The 19,965-nt window shown below is 72.5% G+C and carries 18 protein-coding genes; 7 read left to right on the top strand and 11 right to left on the bottom strand.

Annotated elements, in window-relative coordinates; translation table 11 throughout:
• Positions 1–196 precede the first annotated feature (196 nt).
• The 5 genes from ABZS51_RS24145 to ABZS51_RS24125 form a co-directional block, all read right to left on the bottom strand.
• The gene (locus tag ABZS51_RS24145) at positions 197–1,291 is read right to left on the bottom strand and encodes a hypothetical protein (protein WP_355444980.1); all 1,095 of its coding nucleotides are present in this window, start codon (positions 1,289–1,291) and stop codon (positions 197–199) included.
• Between the two features lie 5 nt (positions 1,292–1,296).
• Positions 1,297–1,890 (bottom strand): sigma-70 family RNA polymerase sigma factor, encoded by a 594-nt coding sequence (locus ABZS51_RS24140; protein WP_355444977.1) that lies wholly within the window; start codon positions 1,888–1,890, stop codon positions 1,297–1,299.
• Positions 1,891–2,148: 258 nt separating this feature from the next.
• On the bottom strand, positions 2,149–2,772 hold the full coding sequence (locus ABZS51_RS24135; protein WP_355444974.1) for a histidine phosphatase family protein: 624 nt from the start codon (positions 2,770–2,772) through the stop codon (positions 2,149–2,151).
• Between the two features lie 255 nt (positions 2,773–3,027).
• The gene (locus tag ABZS51_RS24130) at positions 3,028–3,558 is read right to left on the bottom strand and encodes a YbhB/YbcL family Raf kinase inhibitor-like protein (protein ID WP_355444971.1); all 531 of its coding nucleotides are present in this window, start codon (positions 3,556–3,558) and stop codon (positions 3,028–3,030) included.
• Positions 3,559–3,646: 88 nt separating this feature from the next.
• Positions 3,647–4,855, bottom strand: a complete 1,209-nt coding sequence (locus ABZS51_RS24125; protein WP_355444968.1) for an ROK family protein — start codon at positions 4,853–4,855, stop codon at positions 3,647–3,649.
• Positions 4,856–5,013: 158 nt separating this feature from the next.
• Here ABZS51_RS24125 and ABZS51_RS24120 point away from each other — a divergent pair, with 158 nt between their 5' ends.
• Genes ABZS51_RS24120 through ABZS51_RS24100 form a run of 5 tightly spaced genes read left to right on the top strand, consistent with a single transcriptional unit; the run spans position 5,014 to position 9,472 of the window.
• Positions 5,014–6,045, top strand: coding sequence for a substrate-binding domain-containing protein (locus tag ABZS51_RS24120; RefSeq protein WP_355444965.1), 1,032 nt, complete (start codon positions 5,014–5,016; stop codon positions 6,043–6,045).
• 30 nt (positions 6,046–6,075) lie between these two features.
• Positions 6,076–7,053: an ABC transporter permease gene (locus ABZS51_RS24115; protein ID WP_355444962.1), complete on the top strand. Its 978-nt coding sequence runs from the start codon at positions 6,076–6,078 to the stop codon at positions 7,051–7,053.
• Positions 7,050–7,826, top strand: a complete 777-nt coding sequence (locus ABZS51_RS24110; protein WP_355444959.1) for an ATP-binding cassette domain-containing protein — start codon at positions 7,050–7,052, stop codon at positions 7,824–7,826. The genes ABZS51_RS24115 and ABZS51_RS24110 overlap by 4 nt, the downstream gene beginning before the upstream one ends.
• 33 nt (positions 7,827–7,859) lie before the next feature.
• Positions 7,860–8,741 carry a sugar phosphate isomerase/epimerase gene (locus ABZS51_RS24105; RefSeq protein WP_310716297.1) on the top strand — a complete coding sequence of 294 codons (882 nt, stop codon included), beginning with the start codon at positions 7,860–7,862 and terminating at the stop codon, positions 8,739–8,741.
• Positions 8,738–9,472, top strand: coding sequence for a nucleoside/nucleotide kinase family protein (locus ABZS51_RS24100; protein ID WP_355444956.1), 735 nt, complete (start codon positions 8,738–8,740; stop codon positions 9,470–9,472). Before ABZS51_RS24105 ends, ABZS51_RS24100 begins: the two co-directional genes overlap by 4 nt.
• On the opposite strand, the gene ABZS51_RS24095 is transcribed toward ABZS51_RS24100, so the two are convergent.
• Positions 9,462–11,474 (bottom strand): AAA family ATPase, encoded by a 2,013-nt coding sequence (locus ABZS51_RS24095; protein ID WP_355444953.1) that lies wholly within the window; start codon positions 11,472–11,474, stop codon positions 9,462–9,464. The genes ABZS51_RS24100 and ABZS51_RS24095 overlap by 11 nt on opposite strands.
• A gap of 120 nt (positions 11,475–11,594) precedes the next feature.
• Between ABZS51_RS24095 and ABZS51_RS24090 the strand changes: the two genes are divergently transcribed.
• Complete coding sequence (locus ABZS51_RS24090; RefSeq protein ID WP_355444950.1) at positions 11,595–11,927, top strand: hypothetical protein; 333 nt, start codon at positions 11,595–11,597, stop codon at positions 11,925–11,927.
• A 237-nt stretch (positions 11,928–12,164) separates the two neighbouring features.
• Here ABZS51_RS24090 and ABZS51_RS24085 read toward each other — a convergent pair whose 3' ends face one another.
• The 5 genes from ABZS51_RS24085 to ABZS51_RS24065 form a co-directional block, all read right to left on the bottom strand.
• Entirely contained in the window at positions 12,165–13,817 is a 1,653-nt protein-coding gene (locus tag ABZS51_RS24085) for a DNA repair helicase XPB (protein ID WP_310716290.1), read from the bottom strand.
• 71 nt (positions 13,818–13,888) lie between these two features.
• Positions 13,889–14,293 carry a hypothetical protein gene (locus ABZS51_RS24080; RefSeq protein WP_355444946.1) on the bottom strand — a complete coding sequence of 135 codons (405 nt, stop codon included), beginning with the start codon at positions 14,291–14,293 and terminating at the stop codon, positions 13,889–13,891.
• A 61-nt stretch (positions 14,294–14,354) separates the two neighbouring features.
• Entirely contained in the window at positions 14,355–15,833 is a 1,479-nt protein-coding gene (locus ABZS51_RS24075; protein WP_355444943.1) for an AMP-binding protein, read from the bottom strand.
• A 92-nt stretch (positions 15,834–15,925) separates the two neighbouring features.
• Positions 15,926–18,340, bottom strand: coding sequence for a helicase-associated domain-containing protein (locus tag ABZS51_RS24070; protein ID WP_355444940.1), 2,415 nt, complete (start codon positions 18,338–18,340; stop codon positions 15,926–15,928).
• A gap of 50 nt (positions 18,341–18,390) precedes the next feature.
• Positions 18,391–19,065, bottom strand: coding sequence for a helix-turn-helix domain-containing protein (locus tag ABZS51_RS24065; protein ID WP_310716283.1), 675 nt, complete (start codon positions 19,063–19,065; stop codon positions 18,391–18,393).
• 234 nt (positions 19,066–19,299) lie between these two features.
• Here ABZS51_RS24065 and ABZS51_RS24060 point away from each other — a divergent pair, with 234 nt between their 5' ends.
• A complete protein-coding gene (locus ABZS51_RS24060; protein WP_310716367.1) occupies positions 19,300–19,917 on the top strand; it encodes an HAD family hydrolase in 618 nt (205 codons plus the stop codon).
• Positions 19,918–19,965: the final 48 nt, after the last annotated feature.

Raw genomic sequence — 19,965 nt, 5'->3', positions numbered from 1 at the left:
CGCCGCCTCCATCGCGGCGCTCTTCCTCACCACCGAGGCCGTCATCGCCGAGAAGCCGGAGAAGAACCCCGCCGCTCCCGCCGGTATGCCCGGCGGCGGCGACATGGACTTCTAAGTCCTTCTCGCAGCACTCTCACGCACCATCAAGGGCGGCCTGTCCAGCACTGGACGGGCCGCCCTCGCGCGTTCAGCGGGTTCAGTCCTTGATGACGGCGTCGCGGGGGGCGCCGTACAGCGGGTTGCGGTCGTAGCGCTGCTTCGAGACGCACAGCCAGACCTCGCCCTTGCGGATGTCCATGGCATCCCAGACCACCCAGTCGTCGCCGACCGTGGCAAGGGGGCTGGTCCGGGCCTGAAGGTGCCTTTCGCCGAGGCCGTCGGGGCCGGACATGACCATGAAGGTGACCTTCAGGCCGCGCTTCCGCAGTTCCGGAAGCACCTCGGCGACGGTCTTCTCGTCGACCCGGTAACCGGCGAGCGAGCCGCCCTTGGTGGTCGCCAGGCGCAGCCCGTTGCCGTCGACCTCCTCCAGCGGGAGGCGGTCGGGGATGAACTCGCAGGGCTTCACCGGGCCCTTCATGAGGATGGTGCTGGTGCTGCCGCCTCCGTCGGGGCGCGGGGTGATGGTCCAGACGAAGGTCTCGCCGGGCCGGAACAGCCGGGTGTCGATGCGCATCTGCCAGCCGCCCTTCTCGCCCGGGATGTTCGCGGGCAAGGAGTAGAGGCCGGAGGGAATGTCCTGCACGTGTTCCGCGCGCGGCTCCCGGCACCGCTTCCCCTCGGGCACGTAGTCGACGAGGGCCGGGACGCCGAGCTCCTCCAGCCGCCTCCTCAGCCCGTCGGTGTCGCCGAAGTCCCGGACCTGGATGGTGACGATCCCGCGCTCGTCCTTGGTGACGGCGTAGGAGGCCGTCACACCGCGGCCGTCCTCCACCAGGCTGGGGCCGACGACGATGCCTCCGGCCAGGGCCGCCGCGACGGCGAGCCCGGCGGCCAGCCGTCCGAGCCCGCGCCGGCGCCCGCGCGTCGGTGAGCGCCCCGCGACCGGGTTCTCCGCGAGCGCGTCCTCCGCTCTCAGGCCCTCTGCGCTCAGGTCCTCCGCGCTCAGGTCCTTTGCGGTCGGGTCTTCCGCGAGCGGGTCCTCCGCGGCCGGGCCCGCGAGGATGGAGGCCAGCAGCGTCCGGGCCCCCGCGCCGGACGGGTCGGCGCCGGGCGCACCTGGCTCGACCCGGGCCAGCGCCGCCGCCAGGGCGTCGATCTGGTCCCTGCCCCGCGTCGTGTCCTTGGTCATGTCCTTCACCGTGGCCTCTCCGCCGGGAGGAGCCGGCTCGTCGTCGTGATGGGGAGGTCCGCCTCCGCGAGCGCGCGTGCGAAGCGCTTGCGCGCGCGATGGAGCCGGACGCGTACGGCGTTGCGGGTCAGGCCGAGCACCGTGGCGATCTCCTCCCGGCCCAGGCCCTCCCAGGCGACCAGCGACAGCAGCTCGCGGTCGTCGTCAGGCAGGCTCCGGAACGCCTGGGCGATCGCGGCCAGCTCGACCCCGCTGTCGGGCCGCCCCCCGTACAGGTCGGCCATCTCGGCGTCGAGCCGGGGGTTGCGCGACTGGCGGAGGTGGCCGGGCCGGTCGTCGCCGCTCCACGGGCGGCCGGTACGGCGGCCGTCGACCCGGCGGTGGTTGGCCAGGACCTTGCGCGCCACGCCGAACAGCCACAGCGTGGCCTGCTCGCCCTCGGGCAGCTCGTCCACGCGCCGCCAGGCGACGGTGAAGGTATCGGCCACCACGTCCGCCGCGTCCTGCGGCGAGTCGCAGCGGCGTGCGGCATAGGCCGTGATCTGGCCATATGTCGCTTTGTAGACGGCCTCGAATCTGGCCGTCCGTGTGTCATGCACGGGCGGTTCCCATGACAGGCTTCCTTTGCCGGCAGTAGGTACGGACACCTCCCTCTATGTAGGGAAAACGCCGATCATTACCGGCTGCCGGGAAGGAAAGAAGACCGCACATCACGTCGGGCCCGGCCTCCGCGGCGCGCGGGAGCGGCGAACGGCTCCACCCGGGCGGGACGAGGCAGGGGGCGTGCTCAGGAGCGCGGTTCGGGGAGGCAGGGGGGCGTGTTCAGGAGCGTGGTTCGGGGAGGCAGAGGGCGTTGCTCAGGGACGCAGTTCGGGAGGGAAGCCGGTCCAGCGGAGCTCCTCCGGCAGGTGCGCGGTGTCGTTGAAGAACAGCACCGACGCCGGCCTGCCCGGCGTGTACCTGATGAGGGTCAGCGCCGCGTTGCAGTGGTTGAGGCCGAACCAGCGCCACCGGGGCGCGTCGAGCGCGGCCCGCACGAGCCAGCCGATCAGGAAGGCGTGGGTCACGACCAGCTCGTGGCGGGGTTCGTCCCCCGCGACCGGGCCAGTGAACCGGTGGATCGCCGCCCGTGCCAGCGCCGCGCCGTGCGCGCGCTCCTCGTCGGTGACCTCAGCCAGGAAGCCGAGCACCCGATCGACCGCCTCCGGCGGCAGCTCATCCTTCTCCGGCACGTGGGGGACGTAGTCACCCGCCTCCTCCGCCATCCGGACGGGCACCCCGTCCAGCCGCTCACCGACCAGCTCCGCGGTCTGCGCCGCCCGGGGCAGTGGCCCGTGGTGGACGGCCGAGAGCGGCACGTCGCGCAACCGCTCGCCCAGCAGCACCGCCTGGCGACGGCCGGCCACCGTCAGCTCGCTCTCGTCCGGCGAAGCCTCTCCGTGCCGGGCGAGGTAGAGAAAGCGTGTGGCCGTGGCTGTCATGGGGCGGAATCCTCCGTGGGTGCGTCTGAGCCGTTGGTCGAACAAGGACGGGCACCACGGAGGTGGCCCACGAGGCGCCGTCACGGCGCCTCGCCACGTGCGGGTCAGAGGCCGTCTTCCTGGAGGCCCTCGGCCAGGGTCGGCGGGTGGCGGCCTGCCGGGCTTCGCCGTACAGGGTGGGGATCTTACCGGTCGTGCCGTGAAGCCCGTGAAGCCCGTGAAGCCCGTGAAGCCCGTGAAGCCCGTGAAGAGCGGTCAGACGCCGTAATGGGGGACGATGTGGCCGCGGGCGAGCGTGTTGGCCGTGATGTTGAAGCCGACCACCGCCGGGCTGGCGTCCTCGCCCACCTCCAGGCTGTCCACGCTCAGCGCGTGGACCGTGTAGACGTAGCGGTGCGGGTCTCCCGGCGGGGGAGCGGCGCCGCCGTACTCCCTGGTGCCGTAGTCGTTGCGGGCGTGCCTGGCGCCCTGCGGCAGGCCCTTGAACTCCGGGCCCGTGCCGGCGCCCGTGGGCAGCTCCGTGACGGAGGCCGGGATGTCGAACAGCACCCAGTGCCAGAAGCCGCTGCCCGTCGGCGCGTCCGGGTCGTAGCAGGTGACGGCGTAGCTGCGCGTCCCGTCCGGCGCGCCGGACCAGCTCAGCGCGGGCGACAGGTTCTGGCCGGTCATGCCCCAGTCGTTGAAGACGTGGAGGTCTCCCAGCCTTTCGCCGTCGGTGATGTCGTCGCTGCGCACCTGGAGCGCGGGGACCGACGGCAGGTGTTCGTGCGGCAGAGGTGCGGGCACGGTGTCCTCCTTGCTTGGCGGCCTTGAGAGGTCTCTCCGGACATCCTAGAAGCGCCTGTCCTGCCCCGATCACCGCCGCGGGCCCCGGTCAGGTCGTGGCGCGGTCCACCAGCTCCTGCACCCGTTCGGGCGAGTAGATGCCGTCCACCAGGAGCTGGGCGAGCCCGAGCACCCCCGCGCGCGGGTCGAGGCCGCTGCGGACGATCTGCAGGTTGCGCGTGGCGAGCGGCAGCGACCGCCGGTAGACGATCTCCCGGATGCCGGCGAAGAGCTGCTCGTCGGTGTGGGCGAGCTGGCCGCAGACCGCGATGACCCGCGGGTTGAACAGGTTGACCATGTCGGCGATGGCGCCCCCGAGGATGCGGGCGGCCCGCCGGGCGAGCCGCACCGCGACCGGGTCGCCGCCGCGGATCAGGCGTACGGCGTCGTCCACGGTGGCGACCTCCCGGCCCTGCTCCCGCAGGTCGCGCACCAGGGCCCAGCCGCCGGCGTACGCCTCCAGGCAGCCGGTGTTGCCGCACCGGCACGCGGGCGGCTCGCTCAGGTCGTCCACCGTGACCTGGATGTGGCCGACGTCGCCGGCCGCACCGTCGGCGCCCCGGTGCACCTGCCCGCCCGCGATCAGGCCGGTGCCCACGCCGGTGCCGATCTTGATCATGAGGAGGTGCGGGACACCGGGGTAGCACAGGCGCTGCTCGCCGTACGCCATGGCGTTGACGTCCTTGTCGACGAGTACGGGGCAGGAGTACTGGTCGGCGAACCAGCCGGGGATGTCGAAGCGGTCCCAGCCGGTCATGATCGGTGGGCTGATCACCCGTCCGGACGTGAAGTCGACCGGCCCCGGCACGTCGAGCCCGATGCCGAGCACCGCGTCGGGCGTCTGACCGGCGTCGTCCAGGACCTCGGCGAACAGCTTGTCCACGATCGTGAGGATGCTCTGCGGGCCCGAGGTGACGTCGGCGCGGGCCTCCCGCTCGATGCGGACGTTGCCGCCGAGGTCGCACACGGCGGCCCGCAGCGCGGTGGCGCCGATGTCGGCGACGAGCAGCACGCCGCGCTCGCGGTTCACCACGAACTGGCCGGCCGGGCGGCCGCGCGTCCTCGCCTCCTCCGGGCCCGGCACCAGCAGGCCGGCGGCGAGCAGCCCGTCGAGGCGCTGGTTGACCGTGGTGCGGGAGAGGCCGGTCAGGCGCACCACGTCGGCCTTGGTCAGCCCGTCGGGCTCGTCGCGGAACAGGCCGAGGATCTCGCCGCTGCTCACCCCCATCCTCGGTGCGATGGGGCCTGTGGTCGTCATAGCACCACTGTAGCTATGACGGTGACTGCTCGTAAGTCACGCATCTTTCGTCAGAAAAAGTCGAAAGAAGGGTTGCCAGGCGTTAGAAGCGGGGATTACGGTCTGGACATCAACGCGGAAAGGGACAACCGATGTATGCCAACGCCAGAGGCCGTCGCGTGGCGGCAGTCGGTGCGATCGCGGCCGCCGGCGCGCTCGTACTGGGATCGTGCGGCTCCGGCCCGGCCACCCGAACCGTGGTCGGCGACACGCAGGCCGCCGCCGAAGCCGAGCCTCAGAACATGGCCGCGGTCATCAAGGGCCTCGACAACCCGTTCTTCCAGACGATGAAGCAGGGCATCGACGACCAGGCCCACACCGCCGGGGTGTCCGTCACCGTGCAGGCCGCCAACGCCATCACCGACACCACCGGGCAGGCGGACAAGCTCAACGGCCTGGCCGGCCAGGACTTCGCCTGCTACATCGTCAACCCGATCTCCGGCACGAACCTCATCCAGGGCCTCGCCAAGCTGTCCGCGCTCAACAAGCCCATCGTCAACATCGACAGTCCCGTCGACCCGACGGCGGCCAAGAGCGCGAACGTCAAGCTCGCCACGTACGTCGGCACGGACAACAGGGCGGCCGGCAAGATGGCCGGGCAGCGGATGACCGAGCTGCTGCCCTCCGGCGGACCGGTCGCGGCCATCGGCGGCATCGCCGGCGACGTGACCAGCGGCGCCCGGATCGAGGGCTTCCAGCAGGGCATCGGCCCGAACCTCAAGGTGGTGCAGACCGTCGCCGCCGACTGGGACCGGCAGACCGCCCTCACCGCCGCCACCAACGTGCTGCGGGCGCACCCGGACCTGGCGGGCTTCTTCGTCGCCAATGACGACATGGGGCTCGGCGTGTCCCGCGCCATCGCCGACGCGGGCAAGACCGGCAAGGTGAAGGTCATCAGCGTCGACGGCATCAAGGACGCGCTGGAGGCCGTCAAGGCGGGCACGCTGGACGGCACCGTCGCCCAGTACCCGTACACCATCGGGATGATGGGCGTCGAGGCGTGCCAGGCCGCGGTGAGCGGCAAGACGCTGCCCGCCGGCGTCGCGGCCCCGGTGGAGCTCGTCACCAAGGACAACGCCGCGCAGGCGCTCGCGTCCACGCCCAAGCCGTTCGGACCGTACAACGATCCGTTCAAGGCTCTCACCAAGTAGCCGCGACGCATCCGCGGAGGAGAGACCTTCATGACCAACACCACCACGCTGAGGGCCGGTGAAGGACAGAGCTGGTCGCACCGGCTGAAGGACGCCGGGTTCTGGGCGGAATGGGCCGCCCTGGTCGGGCTGATCGTCCTGGTGATCGTCTTTCAGGCGCTCAACCCGACGTTCCTCAGCCCCGGCAACATCGCCTCGATGCTCGTGGCCGCGGCCATCCTCATCATCCTGGCGGTGGGGCAGACGTTCGTGATCGCCACCGCGGGCATCGACCTGTCGATCGCCTCCGTGATGACGCTCGGCGCGGTCGTCTTCGGCCAGGCGTACGCGGCCGGGCTGGGGATCGGGATGGCGTCGCTGCTGGCCGTGGTCGCCGCGGCGGTGGCCGGCGCCGTCAACGGGATCATCGTCGCCTGGGGGAAGATCGCGGACTTCATCGTGACCCTCGGCATGCTGTCGGCGGCCTCCGGGCTCGCCCTGATCCTGTCCGACGGCAAGCCGGTCACCGTCATCGACCCGCTGCTCCTGCGCCTGTCCACGAGCGGCATCGGGATCTTCGGCTGGTCGTTCGTCATCGCGCTGGTGGTCGCCGTGGTGGCGCACGTGGCGCTCTTCCACACCCGCTTCGGCACCCACCTGCTCGCCACCGGCGGCTCGCCCGAGTCGGCGACGGCCATGGGCATCAGCACCGCCCGCATCAAGATCGCCGTCTACCTGATCAGCGGCCTGCTCGCCGGGCTGGGCGCGATCCTGCTGGTCGGCCGGATCGGCGCGGCCGAGCCCGCCGCCAACACGGCCTTCCTGCTCAACTCGGTGGCCGCGGTGGTGCTCGGCGGGGTCAGCCTCTTCGGCGGCCGGGGCACCATCATCGGGCCGATCTTCGGCGCCCTGCTGCTGATCGCCCTGGTCAACGGGCTCACCCTGCTCGGCGTCTCGCAGTTCTACCAGCCGCTCGCCGTCGGCATCGTCGTGGTGCTGGCCGCGCTCCTCATGAGGTTCCAAAAATGACCGACCAGCAGCAGAACGGCCGGCCCCAGCCCGGCGTGCTCCTGTCCTGCGAGGACGTGTCCCTGTCCTTCGGCAACGTCCGAGCCCTCGTCGACGTCTCGCTCACGCTGCGGCCCGGCGAGATCACCGCGCTCGTCGGCGACAACGGCGCGGGCAAGTCGACGCTGGTCCGCTGCATCTCCGGCATCCACCGGCCGGACAGCGGAAGCATCGCCTTCGACGACCGCCTGACGGACTTCCACTCGCCGGAGGACGCCCGCGAGGCGGGGATCGAGACCGTCCACCAGAACCTGGCCCTCGTCGAGGACCTCACGGTGTGGCAGAACCTGTTCCTCAACCGCGAGCTCGTCCGCAAACTCGGCCCCGTCGCCGTGCTCGACCGGCGGGCCATGCAGTCCCGGGCCCGCGAGATGGTCTCGGCGCTCGCCGTCAACGTGCCGGCCGTCGGGTCGCGCGTCCGGCGGCTGTCCGGCGGGCAGCGCCAGGCCGTCGCCATCTGCCGGGCCGCCGGCTTCAGCTCCAAGCTCGTCATCATGGACGAGCCCACGGCGGCGCTCGGCGTCCAGGAGACGGCCCGCGTCGAGGAGCTCGTCTTCCGGCTTCGCGACGAGGGACACGCCGTACTGATCATCAGCCACAACTTCGCCCAGGTCATGCGGCTCAGCGAGCAGGTGTGGGTCATGCGCGCCGGCCGCTGCGTGGGCGGGCGGCGCACCGCCGAGACCACCGGCGAGGAGATCGTCGGCCTGGTCACCGGCGCGATCGGCTCCTGAGAACATCCACCGAACGAAAGAAGGCATGCTCCGATGGCCACCGACAACCCGGCCAACCCGATCGGCGTTCACGCCCTGGTATGGGTCGGCGACACGAGTCCAGCCTCGCTGGACCTCGCCATCGGCAAGACGAAGGCCGCCGGGTTCGACCTGCTGGAGATCTCCCTGCACGACTCGGCGAACCTCGACGTCGCGGCGGCGCGCGAGTCGCTGCGCTCCGCCGGCCTGGGCGTGGCCTGCTCGCGCGGCCTCGCCTTCGACGCCGACGTCTCCAGCGACGACCTCGCCGTGGTCGAACGCGGCGAGAAGCTGCTGCACGACTCCCTCGCCGTCACGCGCGGCCTCGGAGGCACGCACTTCACCGGCGCCCTCTACAGCGCGCTGGGCAAGTACGGCCACCCGCTGACCGAGGCGGGCCGCCGCAACGTGGTGTCGGTGCTGCGCCGCCTGGCCCAGGAGGCCGCCGAGGAGGGCATGACGCTCGGTCTGGAGATCTGCAACCGGTACGAGACCAACGTGGTCAACACCGCCCGCGACGCGCTCCGCCTGGCCGACGACATCGGCGAGGACAACGTGCTCATCCACCTCGACACGTACCACATGAACATCGAGGAGGAGGATCTCGTCCGGCCCGTCCACGAGGTCGGGGACCGGCTAGGTTACGTCCATGTGGGTGAGAACCATCGCGGCTACCTCGGGTCCGGGCACATCGACTTCACCGCGTTCTTCCACGCGCTGGGCGACATCGGCTACCAGGGGCCGATCACGTTCGAGTCGTTCTCCTCGGCGGTCGTGATGCGCGGCCTGTCCAACGACCTGGCCATCTGGCGCAACCTGTGGACGGACGGGGAGGACCTGGCCCGCCACGCCCGCGCGTTCATCGGCGGCCAGCTCCACGCGAGCCGCGCCCGATGACCCTCGACGACCTGGCGGACCGGGCCCGCTCCCTGGTCCGGGGCGGCGGACGCGCGCTGCTCGGCATCACCGGCGGGCCCGGAGCGGGCAAGTCGACGCTCGCCGAGCACCTGGTGAGCGCGCTGCGGCAGACCCCGCCCGCCGGCCGGCCGCCCGAGTGGGTGGCGCACGTGCCGATGGACGGCTTCCACCTGGCCGACGTGGAGCTCGACCGGCTCGGGCGGCGCGACCGCAAGGGCGCTCCCGACACGTTCGACGCGGCCGGCTACGCGGCGCTGCTGCGCCGGCTGCGCGAGGACGAGGACGATGTGGTCTACGCGCCCGCGTTCGAGCGGGACCTGGAGCAGCCGGTCGCGGGCAGCATCCCCGTGCCCCGGGCCGCCCGGCTCGTCATCACCGAGGGCAACTACCTGCTGCTCGACGAGGGCGACTGGGCGCGGGTGCGGCCCGGTCTGGACGAGGTGTGGTACTGCGCGCTCGACTCCACGGAGCGGGTGCGCCGGCTCGTCTCCCGCCACACGCGGTTCGGCAAGGAGCCGGAGGCGGCCGTGGCCTGGGTGATGGGGACCGACCAGCGCAACGCCGATCTGATCGCCACCACCCGGGACCGCGCGGACCTCGTCGTCCCCGACCGGCTGCTCCGCTCGATCGGGAACGACCCGATCGGGAACGACCCGATCAGGGCCGACTCGGTCGGCGACGACCCGGGCGGGGCCGGCGTCAGGCCGTGAGCTGCGCCGGCAGCGGTTTGCTGTGGACGACCGTCAACGAGGTGACCGCGCGGGTCAGCACCACGTACAGCCGTGCCAGCCCCCGTGGCTCCGCCTCCACGATGTCGGCCGGCTCCACCACGATCACGTGGTCGTACTCCAGACCCTTGGCCAGCGTCGCGGGCACCACCAGCAGCCGGTGCTCCTCGGTCGAGTCGGGCCCGAGGACGGCGTGGGCGAGGCCGGCTTCCGCCAGCGCTCCCGCCACCTCGGCCACCAGGGCGTCGGGCGCGATGAGGCCGATCGACCCCTCGCGGCCGAGCGCGTCACGGACGGCCGTGACCAGGTCGCCGCCCTGCCGTACGCTCAGGGAGCCCGCGCCGGGACGCAGCGAGCGGGGCACGGCCAGGCCGGGCGCGATGGAGGGCAGCAGGCGGGCGGCGTAGTCGAGCACCTCGCGAGGCACGCGGAAGCCGAGGGTCAGCTCCGTGACCTCGCCCTCCTGCCCGAGGTGTGCCAGCACGGCCTCCCACGTGGTGGCCGACCAGGGCGTGGTGCCCTGGGCCAGGTCGCCGAGGACGGTGGCCGAGCCGTTGCGGCAGCGGCGGCCGAGCGCGCGCAGCTGCATCTCCGACAGGTCCTGGGCCTCGTCCACGACCAGGTGGCCGAGCGACGGCGTGCGCTCCATGAGGTCGGCGAGCTCGTCGAGCAGCGCGGCGTCGGCCGCCGACCACTTCGCCGACTTCCATCCCCGGTACGGCTTGGGCCAGAGCAGCCGCTGCTGCTCCTCGGGCGACAGGTCGGCCTTGGCGGCGCGGGCCAGGAACTCCGGGTCGGACAGCAGCCGGAAGAGCACCTGCTCGGGCGTCAGCTTGGGCCAGACCGCGTCGACGAGCTGCCGCACCGGCTTGGAGCGCGCCACGGCGTCCTGCACCCGGTCGTCGGGCGACTCGCCCCGCTGCTCCATGCGGACCAGCACCTGGTGCGCGAGGCGCTGCGCCAGCGCGGCCCGGCCGGGCGCGTAGCGGGTCGTGCCGCGCAGGGAGGCGACGATCTCGCGGACCTCGTGGTCGGCCACCCGGAAGCGGTAGGCGCCCTTGGTGAAGACCACGCCCTCCTCGGGCTTGACGACGTGCAGCCACAGGGCGCGGTGGAGGACCTTGGCCATGCGCGCGTCGCCCTTGAGCGCCGCCACCTCGGGGTCCTCGGGGGTGGCGTGCTCGCCGAGCAGCCCGGCGACCGTCGTCTGGTCCACCTTGACCTCGCCGAGCGCGGGCAGCACGGAGGAGATGTAGGACAGGAACGCCCGGTTCGGCCCGACGATCATCACGCCGGACCGGGCCAGCCGCTCGCGGTGGGTGAACAGCAGGTAGGCGGCCCGGTGCAGGCCCACGGCCGTCTTCCCGGTGCCGGGCGCCCCCTGGACGCACACGGTCTGGGCCAGCGTGGAGCGGACGATCTCGTCCTGGTCGGGCTGGATCGTGGCGACGATGTCACGCATCGGGCCGGTGCGCGGGCGCTCGATCTCGTCGGTGAGGATCCGGGACGGCCCGATCTCACCGCCCTCGGCCAGCGGCTCGTCCTCGTACGCGGTGAGCGCGCCGCCGTGATAGCCGAAGCGGCGCCGCCGTACGACGCCCATGGGCTCGGCGGGACTGGCCTGGTAGAACGCGCGGGACACCGGCGCCCGCCAGTCGATGACGAGGGGGCGGCTCGTGCCGTCGTGGACGTGGCGGCGGCCGACGTAGATGGTGGAGGGCAGGTCGTCGTCGCCGGCGCGGTCGAGGCGGCCGAAGAACAGCGGAGTGTCGGGGTGGTCGGCCAGGGCGGCCACCCGCTGGTCGAGCAGGCCCTGGAGGACCTGCTGGGAGACCCAGTCGCCGGCCGCGTCGGCCGACAGGGACTGGGCATGGGTGCGCATCGCGCGCAGCGCCGTCCGCGACTCGGCCAGGTGGGCCTGCTCGGCGGCGAGCACGTCGGCGGGGGCGTCGGGTATGTCGGGGGCCAGCTGGTGTGCGGGCATGCGGAAGCGCCTCCCTGAGGAGCGTCGGCGGTGGTGGTGGTCATGCAAGGTAGCGAGCCGGACAGTTTAGTGGGGGCTCCGGCATGCTTCCAATGGATTTACCCGGGGTAGGCACAGGGCGTGGGACGCGTTCAGCTTCGCTTCTCGCCGATCATCCCGACCATCGCCAGCTTCCTGCTGGCCGCGTTGTGGGGATTGTCGGTGTTCGCCGGTTGGGGCACGGAGGCGTTCTGCTCGGGCGGCCGGTCCGAGGTCTGCACGCAGCGGCTGGACGCGGTCTCGACGGTGTCGGGACTGTTCGCGGTCCTGGCGGCGTGCTGCACGGCCGGGGCGTGGCTGATCCCGACGACCAGGCGTGATTCGCGCGCGTTCACCTGGCTCATGGGGGCGGGTGTGGCGGCCTGGATCGCCGCCGAGGGAGTGCTGTTCCTGGGCGGCATGCTGGCCGGGTAATCAACCTGGAAGAAGGCTGGCAAAACTAAGAAATTGGGGCATATCAGGTGGGTTTGCCCGATCATGGGGGTATGTCGCCAGCGGTTCGGCTACGGCGGCGGATCGCACGCAGAGGGGGGTGGTTCGATTGTCGACGGCCCGCGGAGTCTCGTGGACGTGACGGACACCGGTGCCCGGCCGCGCAGCGGCCGGGTCATCAGCCGGTGAGGCCCGTGAGGCCATTGAGGCCCATGAGCCTCACACCCCGCCCAGCACGTCGTCCGCGTCGATGATCTGGTACGCGTACCCCTGCTCGGCCAGGAACCTCTGGCGGTGCGCCGCGAACTCCTGGTCGACCGTGTCGCGGCTGACCACCGTGTAGAACCGCGCCCCGCCGCCGTCGGCCTTGGGCCGCAGCACCCGGCCGAGCCGCTGCGCCTCCTCCTGGCGCGAGCCGAACGTGCCTGACACCTGGATCGCCACCGCCGCCTCCGGCAGGTCGATCGAGAAGTTGGCCACCTTGGACACCACCAGCACCTGGATCTCCTTGTCACGGAACGCCTGGTAGAGGCGCTCGCGCTCCTTGATCCTGGTCTCGCCCTTGATGACCGGCGCGTTGAGGTGCTCGCCCAGCTCGTCGAGCTGGTCGATGTACTGGCCGATGACCAGCACCTGCTCGCCCAGGTGACGGCGGACCAGCGCCTCGGTGACCCGCGTCTTGGACGGCGTGGTGGCGCAGAAGCGGTAGCGCTCCTCCGACTCGGCCATCGCGTACGCCAGCCGCTCCTCGTCGGAGAGCGTCACCCGCACCTCGACGCAGTCGGCCGGGGCGATCCAGCCCTGGTTCTCCATCTCCTTCCACGGCGCGTCGTAGCGCTTCGGCCCGATCAGGGAGAAGACGTCGCCCTCGCGGCCGTCCTCGCGCACGAGCGTCGCGGTCAGGCCGATGCGGCGGCGGGCCTGAAGGTCGGCGGTCATCCGGAAGATCGGCGCGGGCAGCAGGTGGACCTCGTCGTAGACGATCAGGCCCCAGTCGCGCGCGTCGAACAGCTCCAGGTGGCTGTAGACGCCCTTCCGGCGGGTCGTCATCACCTGGTAGGTGGCGATGGTGACCGGCCGGATCTCCTTCTTCGAGCCGGAGTACTCGCCGATCTCGTCCTCGGTGAGCGAGGTCCGCTTGATCAGCTCCTGCTTCCACTGGTGGGCGCTCACCGTGTTGGTGACCAGGATCAGCGTCGTGGCGCGGGCGTGGGCCATGGCCGCCGCGCCGACGATCGTCTTGCCGGCGCCGCAGGGCAGCACCACCACGCCGGAGCCGCCGTGCCAGAACGCGTCGGCCGCCTCCTGCTGGTAGGGCCGCAGGTTCCAGCCGTCCTGAGCCAGGTCGATCGGGTGGGCCTCGCCGTCCACGTAGCCGGCCAGATCCTCGGCCGGCCAGCCGAGCTTGAGCAGCGCCTGCTTGACGTTGCCGCGGTCGCTCGGATGGACGGCCACCGAGTCGGCGCCGAGCCGCTCGCCCAGCATCGGCTGGATCTTCTTGGAGCGCAGCACCTCCTCCAGCACGGCCCGGTCGCTGGAGGTCAGGACCAGGCCGTGGACCGGGTCCTTCTCCAGGCGGAGCCGGCCGTACCTGGCCATGGTCTCCGCGACGTCGACCAGCAGCGCGTGGGGGACGGGGTAGCGGCTGTGGCTGATGAGGGCGTCGATCACCTGCTCGGCGTCGTGGCCCGCGGCTCGGGCGTTCCACAGCGCGAGCGGGGTGACGCGGTAGGTGTGCACGTGTTCGGGCGCGCGTTCGAGCTCGGCGAACGGCGCGATGGCCTTGCGGCACTCGTCGGCCTTGGCATGGTCGACTTCGAGCAGCAGAGTCTTGTCCGACTGGACGATGAGCGGGCCGTCGTTCACGGACATCCTTCCTCCGGTTGACGCCTATCCAACACATCCGGAGCCCGGAACAGTCCCCGAACGGCGAAAACCGCCGGTCAGTCGTCCAGGTAGCCGTTGACACCGAGGAGGACGAACACGCCGACGGCGAGCACGAAGCCGAGACCGAACAGGGTCCAGCTCCACGCGAGCATGCCGCGGGCACGGTCCGGCGGGGTGTCGGCGCGCAGCGCGAGCCCGGCCAGGATCGAGCCGGGGATGGCGAGGATGTTGCAGCAGGAGACGATCGACAGCAGGTTCAGGATGAGCGCGACGAGGGCGGCGGCGTTCACCCCGCCGCCCCGGGGCGGCGGGGGGCCGTAGTACGGGCCTGGGCCGTAGCCGGGCGGGGGCCGCTGTCCGTAGGGGCCGCCGTACGGCTCGTACGGCGGGTGCTGCTCGTGCTGCTCGTACGGCGGGTGCTGCTCGTACGGCCGGTCGCCCGGCGGGCTCGGGTGGCTCATGTTCACCTCCTAGGAGGTCAACATCTATCACGACATGTCGGTCAGACCACCGGGGACGCGATCAGGGAAGGCGGGCGCGCAGGGCCTTGCGGTCCAGCTTGAGCACGCTCGTCACCGGGACCGAGTCCACGAAGACGACCTCGCGCGGGTACTTGACCCGCCCGACCCGCTGCCGCGCCCATGCGATCAGCTCGGCGGCCGTCACCGTGGCGTCCGTCATGAGCTGCACGAACGCCACGACCTCCTCGCCCACGCGCGGGTCCGGGCGGCCGACCACGCCGCACATGACCACCTCGGGATGCTCGTTCAGCGCGGCCTCCACGTCCCGCGGGAAGACGTTGAACCCGCCCCGGATGATCAAATCCTTCTTCCGGTCCACGACGTAGAGGTAGCCGTCGTCGTCGACGCAGCCGATGTCGCCCGTGCGCAGCTCCCCATCGGCCAGCGCGGTGCCGTCCGGATCGTGCGCGAGCTCTCCCCAGTAGCCCAGCATCAGCGACTCGCCGCGCACGCAGATCTCGCCCACGTCGCCGCACTCGACCTCCTCGCCGGAGGAGTCGCGGATCGCGATCTCGTAGCCGGCCAGCGGCAGGCCGACGCTGCCCGCCCGCCGCCGGCCCGGCGGGTTGAACGTGGTGACCGCGCTGGTCTCGGTCAGCCCGTAGCCCTCCAGGATCTGGGTGCCCGGCATCCGGCGCTCGAACTCCGCCAGCGCCTCGCGCCCCAGCGGGGCCGCCCCGCACGTGAGGAACTTGAGGTCGGGCAGCGGATGCGACTCCAGCGGCTCGGCCAGCAGCAGGTGCAGCATCGCGGGCACGACCGTGCCGTACTGGACGCGCTGCTCGGCGGCCAGTGACAGGAACACCTTGGGGTCGAACCAGCGCATCAGCACCGCCTGCTGCGGCGTCGTCGCGTGCATCCAGGCGACCGTGACGATCAATCCGTACGCGTGGGAGAGCGGCACCGGCACGATGGCCCGGTCCAGGCCCTCCTGGTGGGACATCTCGAAGGCGTCCCTGGCCACCTGCCAGAGGCCGCGATGGCTGAGCATGACGCCCTTGGCCCTGCCGGTGGTGCCGCCCGTGTACATGAGCGCGGCCAGGTCGCCGGGCTCGCGCGGCACCGGCCCGTGCTCGTCCGCCTCCCGCAGCTCGGCGGTGTCGACGAACGTGCGGACGCCGACGCCGGCCTCCTCCACGGTGGCCAGCAGCTCGGGGGAGGTCACGATGGCGGAGGCGCCGCTGTCGGTCAGGATGTGCCGCAGCTCGGCGGCGCCCACCAGCGACACCACCGGCGTCACGACGGCGCCCGCCGCCCACAGCGCCTGGTAGATCACCGCCACGTCCGGCGAGTTGGCCATCATCACGGCGACCCGGTCGCCCGGCCTGATCCCCGCCTCGACGAACCCGCCGCAGACCCGCCGCGCCCGCTCGGCCAGCGCGTGACCGCGGTGCCAGACGCCGTCGTAGAACACCGCGTCGTGGTCGTCGAACCTGTTCCATGCCTCCTCGGCCAGCCGGCCCAGTGTCAGCTCACCCACGGCGCCTCCTCGCCTCGCCCGGCCGGGGCGCGGTCTTTCGCATACTCACGGTCTCCAACCTCGCGCGATCATCGTCCCCGAGTCAAGGGTTGTCAGGACAGTCCGGCGACTCCGGTGATGCGGTGCAGGGCGAAGCGGTGCACGGCCGCCCTGGTCTCGTCGTACGCCGTCAGGTAGCCGCCCTCCATCCGGGCGGGTTCGAGAATGCGGGACGTGGCGTTGCCCTGCGAGTCGAGGTAACCGATCCATACGCGGACTCCCTGCTTGATGGCGTCCTGGAGGGCGGTGATGGTGGTCGTCGCCGGGCCGCGCGGGACCGTGCCGCCCGGCGCGGCGACCGGCTCGCGGCGGGACAGGTGCGCGGCGTCGCCGGCCCGCAGCGCGCGGACGGCCGCCCCGGCCACCTCGGGGTCGAGGCCGTTGGCGACCGGCACGGGCCGGGCCTGGGCCGGGCCCTCGCTGCGCCGGCCGTCGAGCCGGGAGACGATGACGTCGCCGTCCAGCGACTCGGCGACGGGCGCGTACCCCATGGCGCGCAGGGAGTCGACCAGCGCGGCCCGGGAGGTGCGCGAGGCGATGACCGTCGGCGCGAGCCGGCGCAGCCGCAGCGACGCGGAGCGGCGGTCGGCGGTGATCTGATCGAGCAGGGCCGGGTCGTCGCACCGGACGTACGCGCCGGCCGTGCCCACCCGGATGCGGCCGTGGCGCCGCGCCACGTCGGCGACCAGGTACGACAGCGCCTGCGGCACCGGAGTGGCGGAGTGGCGCTCCAGGGCGGCCAGCAGCTCGTCGGCGCCCTGCCCGGCGTCCAGCGCGCGCCGGACGGAGGCGTCGCTGAACCGGTAGACGGTCGCGCCGCCCTTGGACTCGACATCGGCGGCGAGCGTCATCCAGCGGTTGAGCTCGCTGGTCAGCGGGCCGGGCGCGACGGCGGTGAGGTCGGCCTGGAGGAGGACGTGGTCCACCGGCTCGGGCAGCAGCGGCGCGAGCACGGCGGCCGGATCGGCAGCCGCCTTGGCGGCCTTCCTGGCCCCCGTCTTGTCCGCCGTCTTGTCCACTGTCTTGTCCGCCGTGGCGCCCTTCGGCGAGGCGGACAGCAGGGCGCGCCCGTGGGCGGACAGCACGCCGAGACCGGTCACACCGATCTGCTCGGCCTCGCGCAGCGCGAACTCGACGAGCTGCTCCCGCAGCGGCCCCCGGCGGCGCGGCTGCTCCCAGGCCAGCCGGTCGAGCACCGACTCCCGCGTGGGGGCCAGGCCGGGCGCCGTGGCGAGCACGCCGAGCGCCGCCGCCCGCACCACCGGCGCGGCCGTCCTGCGCAGGTCGGGATGGAGGGCGTTGAGCGGCCGGTCCCGCTCGTCGCGCTCCCCGACCAGGCCGGGCAGGCGGTCCATGTGCAGCCACGTGAGCGCGAGCGTCACCCACCGGTCGGCCGTCGGCCGCACCCGCCACAGGTCGTAGCCGGTGGTCGGCAGCCATTCGCCGTCCACGCCGCCGCCGGTGGCGACGAGCCCCGCCGCGTGCGCGACCTCCACGGCCAGCGCCGCCGTCCACTCGGGCACGTCCAGCTCCGTCGCGGCGCGTTTCATGTCGCGGACGCCGAGCCCGCCGGTGCGCAGCACGCCGGGCGGCGCGACGCTCCAGCGCTCGCACAGCTCCTCGACCACCCGGACGAACGTGAACGCCTGCCCGGCCGCGGTGCGGTCGGCCAGCTCCTGGTCGCGTGCCGTCCCCTCCAGGGCGGGGGGCGTGGCGAGCAGGTCGCGGTGGATCCGGCCGCCGCGCAGGTGCAGGCCCACCTCGCGGGGCAGCGTCACGCTCTCCTCGCCGGTGGCGGCCAGCAGCCCGCGGGCCAGCAGCTCCTCGATGGGGGAGCGGGCCGACTCGACGCGCACCTCGCGGCGGGCGTTGGGCACCCGTCCCGTCGCCGGGCCCCAGGCGAGCTGGTCGAGCGCCGCACGGGCCTCGCCGGAGACCTCCTCGACGAGCTTGCCCGGCTCGGCGAGCGCCACGGCCAGCCGGTCCTTGCCCGTGCCGGTGGTGCCGGGGGCGATGTCGTCGGCCAGCTCGCCGAGCTGCTCGGGTGGGTGGTGCCGGAAGACCTCGGCGACGGGCGGCCCCAGGCCGGCCGGGTCGTCGAGCGCCTTGCGCACGCCGGGGGCCAGGTCGAGAGCGCCGTCGGTGCCGTACACGAGGGCGAGGTCGCGCAGCCGGTCGAGCGCGGCGCTCAGCGCCGGCTCGGGCTTGCCGGCGGCCAGCGCGCGGCCGAGCAGGTCGCGCAGCGCCTCCTTCGGCACCGGCCCGTCCTGTACGGCCAGCGTCTCGACGACGGCCAGGGTGAAGCGGTCGAGGCGGTCGAGGGCCCTGCCGATGGCCGAGGGGCTGCCGGCCCGCGCGGCGAGGCCCTCCAGATGGGCGGGGACGGGAGTGATCAGCTCGGGGCGCGCGGACACGAGCGCCCGCAGCTGCTCGTCGCTGCGGCCCCTGATCCACTCCGTGAACTCCATCGATGCCATGGTATGTCCCCCTGATCGGGGTGCCGGGGCCGCGCGGACGCTCAGCGGCGGATCGCGGGACCTGGCACGAGGCCCATGGCCAGGCACACCCAGGCCGCGACGAACTGGTCCTTGTCGGTGTGACCCGGCGCGTCGCCCACCGTCTCCTGGAACATCCGGTAGTGGACCACGGCGCCGCCGAGCACGGCCGCGACGCCGCTCCAGTCGACGTCCGCCTCGCCGTACTCCGGTTGCGTGCGGAACCACGTGGTGATGGCGTCGAACATCGGCTGCAGCAGCCCCTCACGCACGACCGCCACCAGCTCGGGGAACTGGCTGAGGTCGCGGAAGAAGACCCGGGTCAGCTCCGACTCCTCGCGCACCTTGGCCAGCCCGGCGCGGCACAGCCGCGACAGCCGTGCCTCCAGGTCGACGGACCCCTCCATGTCGCCCAGCACCGCCAGGCTCTCGGCCACCTGGGTGCGGGTGCGCGCGGCGTGCTCGTTGATCGCCGCGGCGAGCACCTCGTACTTGGACCTGAAGTGGCGGTACAGCCCGCCCGCGCCGGGGGAGAGCCCCGAGGCGGCCTCGATCTCGGCCACCGACGTCGCGGCGTAGCCGCGCTCGGCGAACAGGCGCAGGGCCTCGTCGATGATCCGCTCGCGCGTGCTCACGGCGGGGCGCGTCCCGGTCCTGGCGGGCCCGCTCCCGGCCGAGGCGGCTGGCGATCTGGTCATGTCCTCGGTGACACCTCCGGTGAGGAGCGTAGTCGCGGTAAGGAGCGTAGTCGCGGTGAGGAGTGCGGTCATCACGGCCGGTCGCGTCCGGTCCGGTCCGGACAGCGGCCTCCCCGGGCGCGCGTAAGCGGTCGTCGCTCCGATAAGACAATGGCGTTTCCGCCCATTCCCCACCGTCGCACAACAAGGGCGGTTGTGGGGAACTCTGCGGCGTTTGGCATCCTGCAGCGTGTGATGACTTCGGTGGGTTTCGATCTGGATCTGACATTGGCGGATACGCGTTCCGGTATCGCGGCCGTCTACGACGAGGTGTCGGCGCGGCTGGGCGTGCCGATCGACAGTGACGCCATCGTCACCCGGCTCGGGCCGCCCCTGGAGACGGAGCTGGCGAACTGGTTCCCGGCGGAGGAGATCCCGGCCGTGGCGACGCTGTTCCGGGAGATCTATCCGGAGGTGGCCGTGCCCATGACGACCACCATGGACGGGGCGGCGGAGGCGATCGAGGCCGTGCGGGCCCGCGGGGGCCGGGTCATCGTCGTGACCGGCAAGAACGTCCATGACGCGGTGCGCACGGTCACCTCGCTCGGGTTCGAGGTGGACGAGGTCGTGGGGTCGGTGTTCGGGGCCGCCAAGGGAACGGCTCTCGCGCGCTTCGGCGCCGCCGCCTATGTTGGTGACCATGTCGCCGACATCGAGGCCGCGCGGGCGGGCGGGGCCGTCAGCGTGACGGTCGCGACGGGCCCCTACACGGTGGAGGAGCTGCGTGATCACGGAGCCGATGTGGCGCTGGGAGACCTGACCGAATTCGCCGCCTGGTTCGCGGGCTGGCGCCCCCAGGACGAACTCGTGTAATTGCTCCGTGAATTACCCGGTCGCCCAGGCGCGCTCGGGGGCATAACC

It is taken from the genome of Nonomuraea sp. NPDC005501, assembly GCF_040605905.1.
In the GTDB taxonomy this organism is placed as follows: Bacteria; Actinomycetota; Actinomycetes; order Streptosporangiales; family Streptosporangiaceae; genus Nonomuraea.
This window is presented reverse-complemented; position numbering and strand designations above follow the sequence as displayed.